Source organism: Arthrobacter sp. BF1, from assembly GCF_056680215.1.
In genome coordinates, this window is the sequence record NZ_CM155271.1 from 2,410,352 (window position 1) to 2,427,895 (window position 17,544).

General features: G+C 66.0%; 17 protein-coding genes and 2 tRNA genes. 2 read left to right on the forward strand and 17 right to left on the reverse strand.

Annotation, left to right across the window (positions count from 1 at the left end):
* Window position 1: 1 nt before the first annotated feature.
* Window positions 2-1,009 (reverse strand): AAA family ATPase, encoded by a 1,008-nt coding sequence (locus AC1MCD_RS11310; RefSeq protein ID WP_498671982.1) that lies wholly within the window; start codon window positions 1,007-1,009, stop codon window positions 2-4.
* A gap of 155 nt (window positions 1,010-1,164) precedes the next feature.
* On the opposite strand from AC1MCD_RS11310, the gene AC1MCD_RS11315 reads away from it, so the two are divergent.
* The gene (locus AC1MCD_RS11315; protein ID WP_498671984.1) at window positions 1,165-1,362 is read left to right on the forward strand and encodes a hypothetical protein; all 198 of its coding nucleotides are present in this window, start codon (window positions 1,165-1,167) and stop codon (window positions 1,360-1,362) included.
* A 19-nt stretch (window positions 1,363-1,381) separates the two neighbouring features.
* Here AC1MCD_RS11315 and AC1MCD_RS11320 read toward each other — a convergent pair whose 3' ends face one another.
* The 7 genes from AC1MCD_RS11320 to AC1MCD_RS11350 all read right to left on the reverse strand — a co-directional run bounded on the left by AC1MCD_RS11320 (window position 1,382) and on the right by AC1MCD_RS11350 (window position 8,599).
* The gene (locus AC1MCD_RS11320) at window positions 1,382-2,266 is read right to left on the reverse strand and encodes a carbohydrate ABC transporter permease (protein ID WP_498671986.1); all 885 of its coding nucleotides are present in this window, start codon (window positions 2,264-2,266) and stop codon (window positions 1,382-1,384) included.
* Complete coding sequence (locus AC1MCD_RS11325) at window positions 2,263-3,174, reverse strand: carbohydrate ABC transporter permease (protein ID WP_498671988.1); 912 nt, start codon at window positions 3,172-3,174, stop codon at window positions 2,263-2,265. Before AC1MCD_RS11325 ends, AC1MCD_RS11320 begins: the two co-directional genes overlap by 4 nt.
* A gap of 3 nt (window positions 3,175-3,177) precedes the next feature.
* Window positions 3,178-4,530 (reverse strand): extracellular solute-binding protein, encoded by a 1,353-nt coding sequence (locus tag AC1MCD_RS11330; RefSeq protein ID WP_498671989.1) that lies wholly within the window; start codon window positions 4,528-4,530, stop codon window positions 3,178-3,180.
* Between the two features lie 107 nt (window positions 4,531-4,637).
* Complete coding sequence (locus AC1MCD_RS11335) at window positions 4,638-5,840, reverse strand: ROK family transcriptional regulator (RefSeq protein ID WP_498678299.1); 1,203 nt, start codon at window positions 5,838-5,840, stop codon at window positions 4,638-4,640.
* Window positions 5,841-5,998: 158 nt separating this feature from the next.
* A complete protein-coding gene (locus AC1MCD_RS11340) occupies window positions 5,999-7,126 on the reverse strand; it encodes a class I SAM-dependent methyltransferase (protein ID WP_498671990.1) in 1,128 nt (375 codons plus the stop codon).
* Window positions 7,127-7,167: 41 nt separating this feature from the next.
* The gene (locus AC1MCD_RS11345) at window positions 7,168-8,226 is read right to left on the reverse strand and encodes an FAD-dependent oxidoreductase (RefSeq protein ID WP_498671993.1); all 1,059 of its coding nucleotides are present in this window, start codon (window positions 8,224-8,226) and stop codon (window positions 7,168-7,170) included.
* Between the two features lie 19 nt (window positions 8,227-8,245).
* Complete coding sequence (locus AC1MCD_RS11350; protein WP_498671995.1) at window positions 8,246-8,599, reverse strand: zinc ribbon domain-containing protein YjdM; 354 nt, start codon at window positions 8,597-8,599, stop codon at window positions 8,246-8,248.
* An 85-nt stretch (window positions 8,600-8,684) separates the two neighbouring features.
* Between AC1MCD_RS11350 and AC1MCD_RS11355 the strand changes: the two genes are divergently transcribed.
* Window positions 8,685-9,992: a class I SAM-dependent methyltransferase gene (locus AC1MCD_RS11355; protein WP_498671997.1), complete on the forward strand. Its 1,308-nt coding sequence runs from the start codon at window positions 8,685-8,687 to the stop codon at window positions 9,990-9,992.
* A gap of 89 nt (window positions 9,993-10,081) precedes the next feature.
* Here AC1MCD_RS11355 and AC1MCD_RS11360 read toward each other — a convergent pair.
* The 9 genes from AC1MCD_RS11360 to obgE form a co-directional block, all read right to left on the reverse strand.
* A tRNA-Ala gene (locus AC1MCD_RS11360) sits at window positions 10,082-10,157 on the reverse strand.
* A 260-nt stretch (window positions 10,158-10,417) separates the two neighbouring features.
* Window positions 10,418-10,490 (reverse strand) — tRNA-Ala (locus AC1MCD_RS11365).
* 98 nt (window positions 10,491-10,588) lie between these two features.
* Window positions 10,589-10,990: a ribosome silencing factor gene (gene rsfS / locus AC1MCD_RS11370; protein WP_498671999.1), complete on the reverse strand. Its 402-nt coding sequence runs from the start codon at window positions 10,988-10,990 to the stop codon at window positions 10,589-10,591.
* Window positions 10,991-11,032: 42 nt separating this feature from the next.
* Window positions 11,033-12,382, reverse strand: coding sequence for a hypothetical protein (locus tag AC1MCD_RS11375; protein WP_498672001.1), 1,350 nt, complete (start codon window positions 12,380-12,382; stop codon window positions 11,033-11,035).
* Between the two features lie 7 nt (window positions 12,383-12,389).
* Complete coding sequence (gene nadD / locus AC1MCD_RS11380) at window positions 12,390-13,004, reverse strand: nicotinate-nucleotide adenylyltransferase (protein WP_498678300.1); 615 nt, start codon at window positions 13,002-13,004, stop codon at window positions 12,390-12,392.
* A 55-nt stretch (window positions 13,005-13,059) separates the two neighbouring features.
* Entirely contained in the window at window positions 13,060-13,287 is a 228-nt protein-coding gene (locus AC1MCD_RS11385; RefSeq protein ID WP_498672003.1) for a hypothetical protein, read from the reverse strand.
* Between the two features lie 77 nt (window positions 13,288-13,364).
* Window positions 13,365-14,732 (reverse strand): glutamate-5-semialdehyde dehydrogenase, encoded by a 1,368-nt coding sequence (locus AC1MCD_RS11390; RefSeq protein ID WP_498672005.1) that lies wholly within the window; start codon window positions 14,730-14,732, stop codon window positions 13,365-13,367.
* A 26-nt stretch (window positions 14,733-14,758) separates the two neighbouring features.
* The gene (gene proB / locus AC1MCD_RS11395; RefSeq protein WP_498672007.1) at window positions 14,759-15,910 is read right to left on the reverse strand and encodes a glutamate 5-kinase; all 1,152 of its coding nucleotides are present in this window, start codon (window positions 15,908-15,910) and stop codon (window positions 14,759-14,761) included.
* Window positions 15,900-17,489 (reverse strand): GTPase ObgE, encoded by a 1,590-nt coding sequence (gene obgE, locus AC1MCD_RS11400; RefSeq protein ID WP_498672009.1) that lies wholly within the window; start codon window positions 17,487-17,489, stop codon window positions 15,900-15,902. The genes proB and obgE overlap by 11 nt, the downstream gene beginning before the upstream one ends.
* Window positions 17,490-17,544 lie beyond the last annotated feature (55 nt).

The window sequence follows — 17,544 nt, forward strand, 5'->3', positions numbered from 1 at the left end:
CTCAGGGCGTCTGGACGGAGGCCACGATGGCGTCAATGACCGTCTCCACCGGCACCTGCTCGGCAACCGCATCAAAGCCCAGAATCAGACGGTGCCGCAGCACACGGTGGGCGAGGGACTTCACATCCTCCGGGATCACGTGGTCCCTGCCGTTGAGGAGCGCCACGGCCCGGGCAGCCTGGCTGAAGGCAATGCTGGCGCGGGGGCTGGCGCCGAACTCGATGAACCCCGCCAGCCGGCGGTCGATGTATTGGCCGGCGTTGCGGGTCACAAACACCAGGCCCACGATGTAGTTGGTGATGGCCGGGTCGATGTAGATCCGGCGGACCAGTTCCTGCACGCCCACCACGGCGTCCAGCGATGCAGCCGCGGCAGGTTTCTGCTCCGCGGTGAAGATCCCGGCATCAATCCGCCGGAGGATCTCCGTTTCCTCGGCGGGCGACGGATAATCCAGCACGTCCTTGAGCATAAAGCGGTCCATCTGCGCCTCCGGCAGCTGGTAGGTGCCCTCCTGCTCGATCGGGTTCTGGGTGGCGAGCACCAGGAACGGCGAGGGCAGTTTGTACTCCTGCCCGCCGATGGACGTCTGCCGTTCCTGCATCGCTTCGAGCATGGCACTTTGGGTCTTGGCGCTGGAGCGGTTGATCTCGTCGAGCAGGACGATGTTGGCATGCACCGGACCGAGCTGTGTGATGAAGGTGCCCTTGGCGGCGTCGTAGATCTGCGTTCCCACGATGTCGCTCGGCAGCAGGTCCGGAGTGCACTGGATTCGCCGGAACTCCGCACTCACGGCCTCGGCCACGGTCTGGGCGGCGGTGGTCTTCGCCAGTCCCGGCACGCTTTCCAGCAGGATGTGCCCGCCCGTCAGGAGGCCCACCAGCAGGGACTCACGAAGCCGGGCCTGGCCCACCACTTTGGCGTCGAAGCTGCGGGAAATGTTCGCCACCACCTGCCGTGCACGGGCCAGTTCCGCCGGTTCGATGCGTGCGGGCGCGCTGGTCTGAAGCACTGGATTTCCCCCTGATGGCTGCTGCCTGGTGACTGTGGACTGACTGTGTAGCCGGCCGGCGGCTCTCCGCCCGCCATCCTATCCAAGCCAGCTTCGATGCGGCCCGCAATGGGGACCCCTCCCCATGGCGGGTCCGTCCGGTCTATCCTGTTGAAATGATCCAGCTACCAGCCAGTTACCAGGAGTATCTCGCAGGAAAAAGCGAGAGTTTCATCAACACCGTGCGGCCCATCCTGATGCAGTCAGCGGCGGATCAGTCCCACGGTGTGCGGGTGCTCAACCTGCCCCACGGTCACCAGGCACATCTGGACGATGCAATCCCGTTCGGGACCGTCATCGAAGACATCGACTGACTAATTCGGCCCGGCAGGTTTAGCCCTTGACGGCACCTGACAGGGCGAAGGAATTGCCCGCGCCCCTGGCCACGAAGACGTACAGGGCCAGCACCGGCACTGAGTACAGGATGGAAAAAGCGGCCAACTGGCCATAGGCCACTGCCCCGTGCTGTCCGAAGAAGCTGAAGATCGAAACTGCCGCGGGCTGCCGCGCTTCGGACAGGAGCAGCACGAAGGGGACAAAGAAGTTCCCCCAGGCCTGGATGAACACAAAGATAAAAACCACGCCAAGGCCCTGCCGCATCAACGGCAGCACGATGGTCCGCAGTGCCATCAATCCGGAGGCGCCATCCACCCAGGCTGCCTCTTCCAGCGATGCTGGCACGGCGTCCATGAAGTTCTTCGTCATCCAGATGGCCATCGGCAGCGTAGTGGTTGCCATGAAGAAGATCGTGGCGGGCATGGAATCCAGCAGGTCAAGCTGTACGAACAGGCCATAGACCGGGACCATGATGGCTGTGATCGGCAGGCACGTCCCGAACAGGATCGTATACATAAAAGGCCTGTTGAACCGGGACTGGTACCGGGAGAGCGGGTAGGCGGCCAGTACCGCCGCGGCCAGGTTGACGGCGGCGGTCCCGGCAGAGAGGACCATGCTGTTCCACAGTGGCTGGAACAGCAGCCCGGGTGTCATGATCGCGGCAAAATTGGTTAGCGATACCTCGCTGGGGAGCCTCGCCTCGTGCCCGGCGGAGGCATCGAGGGAGGCCAGCACCAGCCACAGCAGCGGCAGGACAAAGCAGGCTCCGATCAGGATCAGGGCAGCGTCCGCCGGGACCCGGGCGCGCTGCTGTGCCCGTGACACCGCACCCCCGCCATTCCGCCGGCCGGTCCCGGCGGTGCCACGCGCCGCCGTCGTCATTGCTTGGACTCCCGGAGGAGCCGGACGTAGATCACGCCGAAAACCAGGCCGATCAGGATCAACACTGACGCCACGGCCGTTCCGTACCCGATGTCACCGAATTTGAAGGCTTCCTGGTATGCCAGCACCGGCAGGGTGGTGCTGGCATTGGCGGGGCCGCCCGCCGTCATCACCCAGATGAGGGTGAAGACAGCCAGCGTCTGCAGGGTGATGAGCATGAGGTTGGTGGCGATGCTGCCACGGATCAGGGGGACGGTCACGTAGGCCAGCCGCTGCCAGCCGCTGGCGCCGTCCATCAGCGCGGCCTCCGTGACCTCGCCGGGAACGTCATCCAGGGCGGCGCGGTACACCAGCATGGAGAAGGCGGTCCCGCGCCAGATGTTGGCCAGCATGATGGCGACCATCGGGAACGAATACAGCCAGTCCGGCTGCCCGAGGCCCACGGAACCCAGCAAATGGTTCAGCGTCCCGTCCCGGCTGAAGTACGCGTACGCGGCGAACGCCGCCACGATCTCCGGCAGCACCCAGGCAGCCACCACCGCTGTTCCGACGATGGCGGCCACCGGCCGGCGCGCCCGCTTCATCAGAATGGCGATGGCCAGTCCCAGCAGGTTCTGGCCCACGATGGCCGAGCCCGCGACGAAGATGACGGTCAGGGCAAGGGACAGGGGCAGGACTGGATCGGTGAAGAGCCTCTGGTAGTTTTCGAGCCCCACCCCGCCGGGACTGCGTGCGTTGCGGCCGGTCAGGGCTGCGTTGGTGAACGAAGCGTGGAAGGCCCACAGGACGGGCCCGGCCAGGAACACCAGCAGGAGCAGCACGGCGGGGAGCAACGGAAGCAGCCGCGCCTGCCGTCGGAGCAGCGGACGGCTTACGGGGGGCCGCCGCTGGGGAGTGGTGATTGCCACCAGCTACTTCACGACGGTTTTGGCGTCACCGACGATGCCCTTCACCGCCGTGTCATACCCTGCGGCGGCCTGCTCAGGGGATTTCGCCCCGGTGATCACAGCCTCGGTGGCCTCCTGGACTGCCGCCGAGATCCGAGGGTAGTCGGCTGTTGCCGGGCGGTAATGCGTGAGGGACACAAGCTCGGACACGTCCTTCACAAACGGGTTGGCCGCCTGGTATGTGGCATCAGCGGCGACGTCCTTGCGCACGGCAATCTGGGAGCTTGCGATGTTGAAGGCCAGGGAGTTCTTCTGGTTCAAGGCCGTGGCGAGGAAATCGAACGCCAGCTGCGGGTCCTTGGTCCCTGCCCCGACCGCGAGCGTCCACCCGCCGGACATGCTGACTCCGCCGGGCGCTTGGCCGTTCCGGGTGGGGAAAGCGGTCACGCCCATGTCCTGGCCGTAGTCCGGCCATTCGTAGCTGCCACCCTTCTGCCAGAAGGAGGGCGTGTAGGAACCTTCCACAGTGGCGGCCATCTTGCCCTGCGGAAGCCATTCCCCGAAAACCTTCTTCCACACGTTGGCATCCAGGGCCTCGGCCGGGGAGACAGCCAGCTTTTCGTCATAGAGGGTTTTGAGGAAGGCGAGGGAGTCCGTGAATCCCTGCGAACCCAGCACCCACTTCTTGGCATCGGCGTCGTAGAGTTCGGCCCCGGTTCCGTAGAGCAGTTCGTAGAAGCTTTGCATCACGGTGCCTTCACCGGTGGCCTTGCCGGCATACATGTTGAACGGCACCACGTCGGGGCTGCTGGCTTTGATTTTGCGGGCTGTGTCCAGGATGTCCTGCCAGGTGCGCGGCTCCCAGGGGACGCTGATGCCTGCCGAGCCCAGCACCTTTTTGTTGTACCAGATGGCCCGGGTGTCGGTGCCCAGCGGGACCGCGTACGTGCCGCCGTCGTCCCCCAGCCCCGCCGCCTTGGCACCCTCCTCAAACTTCCCCCAGTCCTTCCACCCCTCGAGGTAGCTGTCCAGTTTGAGGAGGTAACCGGCGTCGACGTCGGACCGCACCTTGAACGTGTCCTCGTAGAAAACGTCCGGGGCCGTGGAGGGCGAGCGGAGGGCCAGGGCAAGCTTGGTGCCGTAATCGTCGTCGTTCGCCTGGATAGGCTCCAGCGCAACCGTGACGCCCTGGTGCGCGGCTTCAAATTCCTGCTTAGCCGACTGGAACAGGCTGTCCAGCGCTCTGAAGGAGTCCGTCTTTTGGTAGACCACCTTGAGGGTTTTGCTTTCCGCTTGGGGCGCGGCCGGTGAACAAGCTGTGAGCGCAATGGCCGCAGCCGCAATGAGTGACGTGATTTTGAAGGCCCGAGGACGCATGGTGCTCCATTCAATCAATGGCTGCTGTCCCCTTTTGACTGCGGGCCCCCAGCCGCGGCGATATGCACATGCTAGATGGGGCTCCTGCCGCAGGCAAGCAGCCCCGGTTAGACTTCCAGCAGAAGCCGCTGTGCCCGGGGCGCGAGGGTATGTTCCAGGACGAGGCAGGCGGCGCCAATGGCGCCCACATCCTCGCCCACTCCCGTGCCCACAACCTCGATGGTATGGATCAGGCGGGCTGCGCTATTGGCATCCACCAGCGCCGGGATTTTCTCCAGGTAGCGGTCCGCGATCCGGCTCCAGAACGGGCCGCCGAACACCACTCTTTCCACATCGAGCGTGTTGGTGACCACCGAGACCGCCCGGGCCACCAGGACGGCGGACTTGTCGATGATGGCCAGCGCTTTCTCGTCTCCGGCCTCGGCGAGGTCGCACAACTGGGCGAAACCCTGCTGCACCTCAGCGCCGCTGGTGTGCTTCGCGGAGCCATCCAGGATTCCGGCAGCAACGGCTTCCGCCACCAGCACCTTCGGGATAACAGAAGACTTCACGCAGCCCCGCAGGCCGCAGTCGCAGGGCGGGCCGTCCGGATCCACCACGATATGGCCGATCTCGCCGGCGTTCCCTGACGTTCCACGCACCACTTCATCGTTGAGCACAATGCCGCAGCCGATGCCGGTGCCCATGTACATAAACACGAAGCTCCCCGCGCCGCTGGGGCCGCCGGCCCAGGTTTCGGCGACGGCGGCGCTGGTAACGTCCTTGTCCACCAGAACGGAGTACCCGGTTGCCTTGGCCAGGGCGTCCCGGAGTTCAACCCGGTCCCAGCCCGGCAGCAGCGGCGGGTCCACCACGGTGCCGTTGTCCAGGTCGATCGGTCCGGGGGCAGCCAGGCCCAGGCCCGCGATCTTGGTTGTGTCCACACCCGATGCGGCAACCAGTTGACCGATTTCGGTGGCCATGGTGGCGATCACGGCGGCAGGATCGTTTCCGCCGGGGGTTTTGATGCGGGAATGCTGCACCACTGCGCCCACGAGGTCGAGGACCACAAAGGTGGTGACTGCGGGGTCCAGGTGGACGCCCACGGCGTACATGCCTGCCGGGTTGAGCCGCAGCATGGTGCGCGGTTTGCCCGGACCGCTGCCTTCCTTGCCGGCCTCCACAATCAGGTGCTGGTCCAGCAGACGGCGCGAGATATTGGAGATCGTCTGCGGCGAAAGGCCCACGATCTGGGCGAGTTCAACGCGGCTCAGGCCGCCCGATGACCTGCGGATGGCATCGAGGATCACCGTCAGGTTGAAGTCCCCCATGCGCGGCAGGTTCGTCCCGCGCCGTGGAGCCGAGGGCTGGCGTATGTCTGGCACGGTCTCCCCTATAGTTTGCGGCAACGTACAGATGATGTCTGAATGGTACGTTACCGCCTGACGCACGCCCAGAGCCGGAAGCAGACCACGACGCGGCCGGACTCCTAAGCCCGTTTGGTGCTGACCGCCACCGTGAATTTCGGGTTGCTGCCCCTGACAGTAGTGGGGCCGACCAGCCGTTCCAGGGCAGGGAGATACTGCAGGTGGCGGTTGAAGACCGTCCACAGTTGACCGCCCGGAGCAAGGACCCTGGCTGCCGCCTCGAACAGCTTGATCCCGGCCCCGGCATGCACGCTGGCGCCCAGGTGGAACGGCGGATTCAGCAGGACCAGGTCGGCACTTGCCGGGGGCAGGGTACTCATGGCGTCATCCTGCAGCGCCGTGATCCGGGCCGCAAGGCCGTTGGCCCGCGCAGTGGCTTCGGCAGAAGCGACGGCAGCGGCGGAGCGGTCCGTGGCCGTGACCCGGGCACCGGGATTCGCCCTCGCGTACATGGCAGCGAGGATGCCGGTGCCGCACCCGAGGTCCACGGCATGCCGGGCTGCGGGCATCTCGGGCAGGAACGTCAGGAGGAACCTGGTGCCGATGTCCAGCTTGGTGCCGGCGAAGACAGCGCCGTGCGCGGCTACGTCAAGGTCCAGCTCGGCCAGGTGTTCGACGGCGGGGCGGGCCGCGGAGGGGCCAGGCTTCGGGCCGCTGGCGATGATGAGCCGGGACTTCTGCCGGGCCAGCTGGGGCTGGACGGTCCGGAAGTGGCGCTCCAGGACAGCGTTCATTCCCAGGGACATGTGCTTGATCCGGCCGCCGGCGATGAGCACAACGTCCGGGGGCGCGTACCGGGCCACGGCGTCGGCGATTTCCTCGAGTTCCGCCAGGGTCCTGGGCAGCTGCAGCAGCACTGTCCCGGCACCGGACAGCAATTGCTCCCCCAGCGGCAGCTGCTCAAAGCCTGCCAGGCCCAGGACGGTTGCGTTGTTCCGCAGGGCTCGCTCGCCCGTGATGAGATCCTCGTGCACGCGGACGTGCCGGACGCCCAGTGAAGCTAAGGCCCCCAAGGTGAGGGCGCCGTAGCGGTCTCCGATTACTGCCAGGCGGCTGTCCGGACCTCCCAGGCCGGCCGCGGCTTCGAGCAGGAGCTTGTCCGTGGCGTCCCAAGCCTGAAGATTGGGCGCTTCGACGTCGGGGTGCCGCCGGAGCCTGCCGAAGATGTCCTCAAGGCTGTTCTCTGCCACGTGGTTCCTGCCGTCCGGGAGTGTGCTGGGTGGTTGGGCTGTCACTGCTGAAACGCGGGCAACTTCAGGACGGCAGCCACGGCCGCCCGGCCCGCTCGGTTCGCGCCGATGGTGGACGACGACGGGCCGTAGCCCACCAGGTGCACCCGCGGTTCAGCTGCCACTTGGGTTCCGTCCATGGCGATCCCGCCGCCAGGTCCCCTGAGGTGAAGCGGCGCCAGGTGTTCGAGCTCCGCGCGGAACCCCGTGGCCCACAGGATCACGTCCGCCCGGAGGAGGCTGCCATCGGTGAGCCGGACGCCGTCGGGCTCTATGGAACTGAACATGGGCTGCCGGTGCAGCGCGCCCCGCTTTTCTGCGGCCCGCAGGGTGGGCGTCCAGATGAGGCCGGTCACGGCCACGACGCTTTGCGGCGGCAGCCCCTGCCGGACGCGTTCTTCCACGAGGGCGACGGCGTTGTGCCCGGCCTGGGCGTCGAACGTCGCGTCACGCCATTCGGGCTCACGCCGGGTGAACCAGCTGGTGCTGGTGACCTGCGAGATCTCGTCCAGCAGCCCGACGGCGGAAATCCCGCCGCCCACCACAATGACGTGCTTGCCGCGGAACTCGTCTGCTGAGACGTAGTCGGCCACGTGCAGCTGCCGGCCCTGGAACGTGGCGCGACCGGGATAGATGGGCCAGAACGGCCTGGTCCAGGTACCGGTTGCGTTGATGACCGCTTTGGCTGACCAGTCACCCCGATCGGTGCTGACCCGAAGTCTGCCCGCCGGATCCGTGTCTTCCCGGGCAACGGAGGTGACCTTGACTGGCCTCAGGACCTCGATCCCTACCTCGTGCTCGTAGGCGTCGAAGTACCTGCTCAGGAACTCTGAACTGGGTTCCGCCGGGTCAACGTCGGGCTTGGCGATTCCGGGGAGGTCGCTGATGCCGTTGACGGTTTCCATGATGAGGCTTTTCCACCGGTGCCGCCACGCTCCGCCAGGTCCCTGCTCGGCGTCGAGGACCTTGTATCCCAGCCCCCGCCGTTGCAAGTGGTAGGCCGCCGATAGCCCCGCCTGCCCCGCGCCGATGACCACAACGCCGGTGGTTCCGTTTTCCATGTCTGCTGGCCGGGTTCCGCTAGACCTTCTTCACCACGGAGGATTTGAGCTGCATCGGGCCTACGCCGTCTACTTTGCAGTCGATGTCGTGATCGCCTACGCCGTCCACGAGCCTGATGCCCCGGACTTTGGTGCCCACCTTGATGACGTTGGAACTGCCCTTGATTTTCAGGTCCTTCACCACTGTCACGGTGTCGCCGTCCGCCAGGACGTTGCCCACCGCGTCCTTGATGACCCGAGGCAAGGCCTCCTCGACTGCGGGCGCTGCCTCGGCGGCCCACTCGTGGCCGCACTCCGGGCAGACGAAGAGCGAACCCATCTCATAGGTGTAAACACTGGCACATTCGGGGCACGGCGGCAGGGACTCATTCACTCCCCCATGATAATCGGGCCGCTGCACTGACAGGCGCGCCGCCGCCGTCGTACTGTTGGGCCATACCTGAAGAAAGGCACCGACCATGGCTACGGAAAATCGGGCAGCGCCGCTGTTGGCGAAAGCGCTGGGCATCGTCCTGGGTACTGATGAAATACCGCTGAGGTTGCGCGCATGGGACGGTTCCGAGGCGGGGCCGCCCGACGCGCCGGTACTCGAGTTCAGGTCCCGCCGCGCGCTGCGGCGGATCCTGTGGTCCCCGGGGCAGCTGGGGCTGAGCCGCGCGTACGTTGCCGGGGACATTGACGCACCGGGCGACATCTTCGCCGCCTTCGCTGCCCTGAGCTCGGTGGGCAAGTTTTCCGAGCCCGGCCCCTTCCGGCCGCTGACGCCCCGCGAGCTGGCCACGCTGCTGAGTACTGCCGTCCGGCTGGGGGCGGTGGGCCCCAATCCTGCCCCGCCGCCGGAAGAGGCAAAGGTCACCCGGAAGGGCCAGCTCCACACACGGCAGCGGGATGCTGCGGCAATCTCGCACCATTACGACGTCGGCAACGACTTTTACGCCTTGGTGCTGGGAGCGTCGATGGCTTACTCGTGCGCTGTGTGGGGTGAGGGCGCCTACACGGATAACAAAGGCCTTCCGGCCGGGCTGGACGGGGCCCAGAAAGCCAAACTGGACCTGGTCTGCCGGAAGCTCGGCCTCAAACCCGGGATGAGGGTGCTGGACGTGGGCTGCGGCTGGGGCAGCTTTGCCCTGCACGCCGCCCAGAGCTACGGCGTGACGGTGGCGGGGGTGACCCTCTCCTCGGAGCAGGCTGTGTTTGCCCGCAAGCGGGCCGCCGAGGTGGGCCTGACCGAAAACATTGACATTCGCGTGCAGGATTATCGGGACATTGACGACGGCCCCTTTGACGCGATCAGTTCCATAGGCATGTCCGAGCACGTCGGCCGCGGACAGATGCCGCATTATGCGCAGGTGCTGCACGGGCTGCTCCGTCCCGGTGGCCGGCTGCTCAACCACGCCATCTCTTGGAATGCCGGGCCCACCAAACCGGACCCTGACTCGTTCATCCCGCGCTACGTCTTCCCGGACGGCGAAATGCTCAGCCTCGGCGAAGTGGTCACCGCGCTGGAGAGCGGCGGCTTCGAGGTCCTTGACGTTGAGGCCTTGCGCCGGCATTACGCCCTGACGCTGCGGGCCTGGGTGCGACGCCTGGAAACCAACTGGGATGAAGCGGTTGGTCTCACCAGCATGGGGCGGGCCCGGATATGGCGGCTCTACATGGCCTCAAGCGCCCTGGGCTTTGAAACCGGCCTGACGGGTGTGAACCAGATCCTGGTCCAGCGTGCCGGCGGTGACCAGCCGCCGCTGCGCCGGACGGACTGGATCTGAGCTGTGTTGCAGCGGCAGCCAAAAGTATCAGGCTAAGCAAAAAGAGCCACCCAGCCGGGTGGCTCTTTTTGTGGACACGTGGTCCGGTTTGGTGGAGCTGAGGGGACTCGAACCCCTGACCCCCTGCATGCCATGCAGGTGCGCTACCAGCTGCGCCACAGCCCCAAAACCGCCGCCCTCCTGGCCCTTCAGGCCTCTCGAAGCAACCTGATTAGCTTAATGGAAATCCGAGCCGTACGCCAATCTGGAGCCGCTTGCCGGTAAAAGAGAGTCATGACGTTGGAGAAATCCCCGCCGAAGGGTCATATCCCCCGCGGAGGACGAGGGGACTAGACCGTACGAGGGGGAATCGCGTTCTCTCACGAGCGACTGCGAAGGCAACAAAAAAGTCCGCCGGAATCTTTCGATTCCGGCGGACTATCCGGTGGAGCTGAGGGGACTCGAACCCCTGACCCCCTGCATGCCATGCAGGTGCGCTACCAGCTGCGCCACAGCCCCGGACCTTTGTTGCTCCGTGATCTCCGGAGCAACTCAAATATCTTAGACCAGCATTTCCGAAAATTCCAAATCGGGCATATTCGGGCTGGCGAGGCCGGTTATTCGGTTTCTGAAGCGGCAGATGCTTTGGCTGAGGTGTCGTCGGCAAGCTGCAGGTCGACGACGGGGCAGTCCTTCCACAAACGCTCCAGGGCGTAGAAAACGCGGTCTTCTTCGTGCTGGACATGGATCACGATGTCCGAGTAGTCGAGCAGCACCCAGCGCCCGCCGGCGCGGCCTTCGCGGCGGACCGGACGGAGATCCTGCTTAGAGAGTTCTTCTTCTATGCCGTCCACGATGGCGTTGACCTGGCGCTCACTCGGTGCGGATGCGATGAGGAAGACGTCCGCCAGGGCGAGGCGTTCACTGACATCGAGCGCCACAATATCGTGGGCGATCTTGTCCGCGGCGGCCTTCGCGGCGTGGCGGGCTGTGGCGATGGATGAATCTGATGCAGTCACGGGACTCCTTGTAGTTTTCTAAAGCTTTGTCAGGGGCGCTGGTCAGCGCGAGATGCCAGTGGCAATGAGGATGACGCCGGAAATGAGGGCCACAAACCCGAAAACCAGGACAAGAACCTGCATGAGCCGGAGCCGCTTTGCGCGGGTCAGGCCTGCCGTGGCCGCATCCAGCGGCTCAAGACCGTGGGCGGAGCGGGCGGGAACGCGCAGGTCCTCGAAAAGACCCTCACCCTCCCCCGCCGGGACGTCCGGCACCACCGGTACCATGCGCTTCGGTTCAGTCCCTGCACGGGCAGCGGCCTCGGCCCGGGCGATGACCCGGGAACGGCCTGACGCTGCTGCCGGTGCCGAGGCCGAGGCGGCCGGCCGGGATGCGGACGAAGGACGGCGGCTCTTGCCGCCCGCCCGGACTTTGGCTCCGGACTGCGTCTGCACTGGTACGTAGGAGGTTGCCGGGGGTTTCATGACAGGCCGGTCAACGCCCGGAACCTGGACGAATTCAAGTGGCGTCACCATGGCGAGGTTGTCAGCTGTAGCCGGACCTGACTGACCAGCCGACCGGCCAGGCAATGGATGCCCGGATCCACCCTGTGTGGATGCGCCTTGCACGTGCGGGCCTTGCAGCGGTGCGCTCTGCGGGGCCTGGGGTGCCGCCTGCTCGGCCAGTTTCTGCTTGGCCATGGCCCGGCGGTTGAGGACCGCGGCACGCTCTGCGAGGGCGATCTGCTCCGCGAGGATGTCCGGGTCCACAGCTTCCGGGTCCAGGGAGGCTATGTGCTCCATTTTGGCAATCTGATTCCTGGCCTGCTCGGCAATGAGGGCACGGGCCGCAAGGGCCTGCTCCACGCTCATGCCGTCGGGAAGCCCCGTTCCCGCGCCGGGTCCTGCCGTGCCGGGTGCTGATGCCAGCCCCGTTCCCGCGCCGGGTCCTGCCGTGCCGGGTGCGGATGCCGGGCGTGGTCCCGGGCGTGGTCCCGACGCTGGGCGGGGCCCCGCGGATGCGGGCTTGGCGCCAGCCGGAGAACCGGGGGCAGCAGGAAGCGGCTTACCCATCGGGGCGGCGATGATGGGGTTAGCCGAGGTGACGGCCTGTTCCTTGAGTTGCTGGAGCCTTAACTGCCTGCGGGTGGGGGGCCCGCCGGCCGAAAGCTGCCCTTCCTTTTCTTCAAGTTCCTTGATGGTTCGCAGGGCGGCGCGGTCCCGGGCCCGGATCTGCGATGACCGTTGGGCCTGGGTTTGTTCGGAGACCGAATCCACCGGGGCGTCGGCCGCGCGGCGTTGTTTTGAGGCAGGCGAAACCTGGCCCGGACCCGTGGACCCGGTAGCCGTGTTCTCATCTCTGGCCTGCCGCAGTTCGCGGCGGCTGCGGACGGGGGGCTGTTCCTGACTCATTGAAAACTCATTCAGTACTTGCTGGCTCGTCTGTTTCGGTAATTTGCGCAGCCTCGGGAGGTAGACCCGCGGCGTACAGTCCATATTTGGCGATGTATTGCACCACCCCGTCCGGCACCAGGTACCAGACAGGGTTGTTCGCTGCCACCCTGGTCCGGCAATCCGTGGAGGAAATCGCCATGGCTGGCACCTCCAACAGGCTGACGTCCTTCCGGCCCATGCCATCGAGCACGTGTCCCGGACGGGTCACACCAACAAAGTGAGCCAGTGACCACAGCTCATCGATGTCTTTCCACGACAGGATCTGCGCCAGCGCATCCGCGCCGGTGATAAAGAACAGGTCCGCCTCCGGGCGCTGGGTCCGGAGGTCACGCAAGGTATCAATCGTATATGTGGGGCCGGGACGGTCGATATCCACCCTGCTCACCGTGAAGCGGGGATTTGATGCCGTGGCGATCACCGTCATGAGGTACCGGTGCTCAGGCTCGCTGACCTGCTTGTGCGTTTTTTGCCACGGCTGCCCGGTGGGGACAAAGACAACTTCATCCAAACCGAACTTGGCGGCCACTTCACTGGCGGCGACAAGGTGGCCGTGATGGATGGGATCAAATGTCCCGCCCATCACGCCCAGGCGCAGCCGTCCTTGCGCACCTTCACGGTGCAGAACACGGGAAATGTCAGTGGCCTTGGCCGTGCTTGTTGGGGTGCTGGCGGTGCGGATCGGCATGCTCATCGGTTGCGGCGTGCCGGTTGCCCAGGTTGGAGTAGGACAGCGTCACGAACATGAGTGTCAGCAGTATCACGAACATCACGCCGCCGATCACGAACGGCGGCGCAATCAGCGGTGCCGCTTCCTCATGTTCAGTGGCGGCGGCAACGGTCATGGCGATCTGCTGGAGCAGCATTTTCTCCCCTAGGGTTTCAAGGATGTGGGCAGCGGATCTTCCCGCCGTTCCGGTCTTCTGTCTATGTTACCGCGTTGCTAGCCGCGGACTTGGCCCTCGCCCTGCACGATCCACTTGGTGGTGGTGAGCTCGGTGAGCCCCATGGGTCCGCGGGCGTGCAGCTTCTGGGTGGAGATGCCCACCTCGGCACCCAGGCCCAGCTCGCCGCCGTCGGTAAACCGGGTGGACGCGTTGACGATGACTGCCGCCGAGTCAATCTCCGCAATGAACCGCTCCGCGTTGGCGAGGTTGTTGGTGAGGATGGCTTCGGTATGCCCGGTGGACCAGGTGCGGATGTGCTTCACGGCGTCATCCAGGCTGTCCACCATGGCCACGGCGAGGTCGAGGTCCATGTACTCGGTTTCCCAGTCCAGGTCCGTGGCGGGCGTTGACTCGATGGAAGCAGGCAGGGCGGCGCGGATGCGGTCGTCCGCGTGGAGGGTGACTCCGGCGTCGCGGAGTGCGGCGGCCACGGCCGGCAGCACGGTGGAGCGGGAGTGGACCAGCAGCGTTTCCACCGTGTTGCAGACGCTGGGCCGCTGGGTTTTGGCGTTCAACAGGATATCCACGGCCATCTCTTCACTGGCGGATTCGTCGATGAAAATGTGGACGTTACCTTCACCGGTTTCGATGACGGGGACGGCGGCGTTCAACACAACGGACTGAATCAGGTCCCGGCCGCCGCGGGGAATCAGCACGTCAACGCGGCCGCGGGCCCGCATCAGGGCGTTGGCGCCTTCCCGGCCGTACTGGTCCACCGTCTGGACGGCATCGGAGGGCAGACCCACGCTGTCCAGGGCGTCACGGAGCACCTGGACCAGGGCCTCGTTCGTGGCTGCAGCAGCCGTGCCGCCACGAAGGATGACGGCGTTTCCGCTCTTAAGCGCGAGGCCGGCGATGTCAACGGTCACATTCGGCCGGGCCTCGTAGATGGCGGCCACCACGCCCATGGGAACGTTGACCTGGCGCAGGCGGAGGCCATTGGGCAGGGTCTGGCCGCGGACCACGTTGCCCACAGGATCAGGAAGGGTGGCGAGGTTCTCCAAGGCATCCACCAGCCCGGTGATTCGGGCGTCCGTAAGCGTCAGCCGGTCCAGCATGGCAGCCGAGGTCCCGTTGGCCTTTCCGGCAGCCACGTCCTTGGCATTGGCAGCGAGGATGACGCTCTTCCGTTCCACCAGGGCGGCCCCGATGGCGCGGAGGCCACGGTCCTTCCAGGCGCGGTTGGCCCGGGACATCCGCCGGGCTGCCTGCTTGGAGCGGTCAGCGATGGCGTGGACTGCGGCCTCGACATCCTCCGGCGACAGCGGCACTGCAGTGTCCGGTGACGTCGCTTCCGGCGCGGCAGAAACGCCCGTGTTGTCTCCGGAAGTCGCAGCGGTGGGGTGGGTCAGTGCCTCAGTCATGATCCAAGTTTAGGCGAGTTGGGGACTCAGACCAGCACCAGGTCATCAACGTGAACAACTTCACGGTCATAGCCTCGGCCCAGCGACTTGCCCAGTTCCTTGGTGGACCGGCCCAGCATTTGCGGCAACTCAGCCGAAGAGTAGTTCACCAGGCCCCGCGCGATGACGGTGCCGTCCATGCTGACCATTTCAACGGCGTCACCCGCCTCAAAATCACCGTCGACGGCGGAGATACCGGCGGGAAGCAGGGACGTGCGGCGGTGGCGTACAGCCTTCACCGCGCCGTCGTCGAGGATCAATCGCCCTTGGACGGAGGCCAGGTGCGCCAGCCACAGCAGCCGTACGGGCTTGCGTGCGCCATTCACCGTGAACCAGGTGCCAACATCCTCGCCGGCCAGCGCAGCGGCCGCGTTGGCCGTTGATGTGACCAGGGCGTGGATGCCGGAGCCGGCGGCGATCGTGGCGGCTTCGACTTTGGTGGTCATGCCGCCGGTGCCCACACCGGCTTTGCCTGCCTTGCCGATGGTGACACCGTCGAGGTCGTGCGGGCCTTCCACCAGGGGAATCCGTTTTGCCCCGTGGGAGGGCGGGCCGTCGTAGAGGGCGTCGACGTCGGAGAGAAGTACCAGTGCGTCGGCCCGGACCAAGTGGGCCACCAGGGCAGCCAGGCGGTCGTTGTCACCGAAGCGGATCTCGTGCGTGGCCACGGTGTCGTTTTCGTTAACAACCGGCACCACGCCAAGGTTCACGAGGCGGTCCAGCGCGCGGAAGGCGTTGGTGTGCTGGCTGCGGCGCATCAGGTCGTCGGCGGTGAGCAGCACTTGGCTGACAGTCACGCCGTGGGCGCCAAAAGCCTGCGTGTAGCGGGCCATCAGCAGGCCCTGGCCTACGCTGGCCGCGGCCTGCTGGGTAGCAAGGTCACGCGGCCGCTTGGCCAGGCCCAGCGGTGCCAGGCCAGCGGCGATGGCGCCCGAGGAGACCAGGATGATCTCGGTACCGGCATTGCGCTTGGCAGCCAGGGCGTCGGCCAGGGCCGTAAGCGCCTCCTCGGAGATGCCGCCCTTGATGCTGGTCAGCGACGAGGACCCGACCTTGACGACGATCCTGCGGGCTTCCGCGAGCACGCTGCGGTCAGCGGCCCGCTGCTGCGGCACCGCGGTGGCGGCGCTACTCGTCATCGTCTGCGCCCAGTCCACTCTCCTTGAGCGGCTTGGCGACCCGGCGGCTGCTGACAGATTCGGTCCAGATTCCGGCCTTGCGCTCTGCTTCAAGCTCTGCGCGCGCTGCGGCCTTGGCATCCTTGCGTTCCTGCTGTTCCTCGCGCTTCTGGCCGCGGGTGGGGCGGTCGCCGACGTCGGCGAAGCGCACATCGGTACCGCGGGGCGCAGCCAGGAGTTCAGCGCCGGCCATCATGGTGGGCTCCCAATCGAAGACGACGCCGTCGTCCTCGCCGATCACCACGGTGTCGCCCGGCTTGGCGCCCTGCTTGAACAGTTCGTTTTCCACGCCAAGCTTGGCGAGTCGGTCGGCAAGGTAGCCGATGGCTTCCTCGTTGGTGAAGTCGGTTTGCTTGACCCAGCGCACGGGCTTGTCGCCGAGGACGCGGAACAGCGGCTCCAGGTTCTTCTCTTCGCGGCGGATCTTGAAGCCGGCTGCGTTGATAGCACGGGGACGCAGGACGGGCGGCTGGACCTTCGGGGGCGCAGCGGCCAGGGTCTCGCGGGCCGATTGGACGATTTCGGCCATGGCAAAGCCGAGCTGACGGAGGCCCTCGTGGCTGGTCGCCGAAATTTCGAAGACCCGGTAGCCGCGGGATTCCAGCTCAGGGCGGACGAATTCGGCCATGTCCTTGCCGTCCGGCAGGTCCACCTTGTTCAGTGCAACCAGGCGCGGCCGGTGGTTCAGCGGAACCACTTCGCCGTCGGTGCCGGCGTAGCTCATGTCAACGGCGTACTTTTCCAGTTCCGCTTCGATGATGGCCAGGTCGGACAGCGGGTCACGGTCCGCTTCGAGCGTGCCGCAGTCAAGAACGTGTACCAGGGCGGCGCAGCGCTCCACGTGACGCAGGAAGTGGTGGCCGAGGCCCTTGCCCTCGCTGGCGCCCTCGATGAGGCCGGGGACATCGGCGATGGTGAAGCGGACGTCACCGGCCTGGACAACGCCCAGGTTGGGAATGAGCGTGGTGAAAGGGTAATCGGCAATTTTGGGCCGCGCGGCAGACATGGCTGCGATCAGGCTGGACTTGCCTGCGGAGGGGAACCCCACCAGCGCGATGTCCGCGATGGACTTCAGTTCCAGCACAATGTCGGCGGCGTCGCCCTCAATGCCCAAAAGCGCGAAGCCCGGGGCACGGCGCTTCTGCGAGGACAGCGAAGCGTTGCCGAGGCCGCCCTGGCCGCCGGCGGCCGCGACGTATTCGGCGCCTTCGCCTACAAGGTCCGCAAGGACGGTACCGTCCTTGGATTTGACCACAGTACCGTCGGGAACGGGCAGGATGAGCGTCTCGCCGCTCTTGCCGCCGCGCCAGTCACCCATGCCGGGTCCGCCGTTGGTGGCGTGCCTGTGCGGGGCGTGGTGATAGTCCAGCAGGGTGGTGGTCTGGTGATCAACGCGCAGGATGACGTCGCCGCCGTCGCCGCCGTTTCCGCCGTCGGGACCGCCCAGGGGCTTGAACTTCTCCCGGTGGACGGAGACACAGCCGTGGCCGCCGGTACCGCCGGATACGTGCAGTACTACCCGGTCTACAAAGCTCGCCACGTGGATCTCCTCAGTGCTGTTTCCTGGACGCCCGCAGGCGCCAAGACGATTGTAA

What these genes read in the sequence shown, in the direction of transcription:
- AC1MCD_RS11320 (WP_498671986.1), bottom strand. Translation starts at nt 2,266, where the DNA reads ATGACGACGGCGGCGCGTGGCACCGCCGGGACCGGCCGGCGGAATGGC.
- AC1MCD_RS11315 (WP_498671984.1), top strand. Translation starts at nt 1,165, where the DNA reads ATGATCCAGCTACCAGCCAGTTACCAGGAGTATCTCGCAGGAAAAAGC.
- AC1MCD_RS11390 (WP_498672005.1), bottom strand. Translation starts at nt 14,732, where the DNA reads ATGACTGAGGCACTGACCCACCCCACCGCTGCGACTTCCGGAGACAAC.
- nadD (WP_498678300.1), bottom strand. Translation starts at nt 13,004, where the DNA reads ATGGGCGGGACATTTGATCCCATCCATCACGGCCACCTTGTCGCCGCC.
- AC1MCD_RS11375 (WP_498672001.1), bottom strand. Translation starts at nt 12,382, where the DNA reads ATGAGTCAGGAACAGCCCCCCGTCCGCAGCCGCCGCGAACTGCGGCAG.
- proB (WP_498672007.1), bottom strand. Translation starts at nt 15,910, where the DNA reads ATGACGAGTAGCGCCGCCACCGCGGTGCCGCAGCAGCGGGCCGCTGAC.
- AC1MCD_RS11335 (WP_498678299.1), bottom strand. Translation starts at nt 5,840, where the DNA reads ATGGGGGACTTCAACCTGACGGTGATCCTCGATGCCATCCGCAGGTCA.
- AC1MCD_RS11355 (WP_498671997.1), top strand. Translation starts at nt 8,685, where the DNA reads ATGGCTACGGAAAATCGGGCAGCGCCGCTGTTGGCGAAAGCGCTGGGC.
- AC1MCD_RS11330 (WP_498671989.1), bottom strand. Translation starts at nt 4,530, where the DNA reads ATGCGTCCTCGGGCCTTCAAAATCACGTCACTCATTGCGGCTGCGGCC.
- AC1MCD_RS11345 (WP_498671993.1), bottom strand. Translation starts at nt 8,226, where the DNA reads ATGGAAAACGGAACCACCGGCGTTGTGGTCATCGGCGCGGGGCAGGCG.
- AC1MCD_RS11385 (WP_498672003.1), bottom strand. Translation starts at nt 13,287, where the DNA reads ATGCTGCTCCAGCAGATCGCCATGACCGTTGCCGCCGCCACTGAACAT.